The 708-nt window shown below is 45.6% G+C and carries 1 protein-coding gene; it reads right to left on the bottom strand.

Annotation, left to right across the window (positions count from 1 at the left end; translation table 11 throughout):
• The coding region (locus ACP45E_RS19585) for a TRAP transporter large permease (RefSeq protein WP_141707439.1) at nt 1-708 on the bottom strand (708 nt) is incomplete at both ends.

Raw genomic sequence — 708 nt, 5'->3', positions numbered from 1 at the left:
AAACAAATTTAACCCCACTGGCGGTGTAATCATCCCTATCTCCATATTCACCACCATCATAATACCTAGATGAATCGGGTCGATGCCTAATGCTATTGCGATTGGGAACACCAGCGGAGCAACGATGATCAATAACCCCGATGGCTCCATAAACTGGCCACCAATCAGCAATAATACGTTCACCACAATCAAAAACGCGATTGGCCCTAATCCAGCAGACAACATCGATTCCGTGATCATTTGTGGAATACGTTCTTCCGTCAGTACATGTTTGAGTATCAGGGCGTTAGCAATGATAAACAGCAACATGATCGTCAGTTTACCCGCATCATAAAGGGTATCCTTAGTGTCTTTATGCACAAAGGTCTGCACTATTTTCACTAATAGAGGTTTGGTGTTTGTCTTATCCGCAAATGGCCCCATGTCTTTATACACAAAGTTGGCGATAAAGAAGGCGTACACAGCAGCAACTGCAGCAGCTTCCGTTGGCGTAAAGACACCCCCATAAATACCGCCCAAAATAATGACAATCAACAATAAGCCCCAGCTCGCATCTTTTGCCGCGCTGAAGGTTTCAGACCAACCTACAAACGGTTGAGCTGGAATTTTCTTAATGCACGCGGTGATGTAGATAGCAATCATCAACATCACACCGGCGAGCAAGCCGGGAATCACACCACCCAAGAACATACGGCCAACAGACACATC

The organism is Vibrio genomosp. F10 str. 9ZD137 (assembly GCF_049974785.1).
Taxonomy (GTDB): domain Bacteria; phylum Pseudomonadota; class Gammaproteobacteria; order Enterobacterales; family Vibrionaceae; genus Vibrio.
The sequence above is the reverse complement of the archived record's forward strand: the minus strand, read 5'-3'. Positions and strand labels throughout refer to the sequence as shown.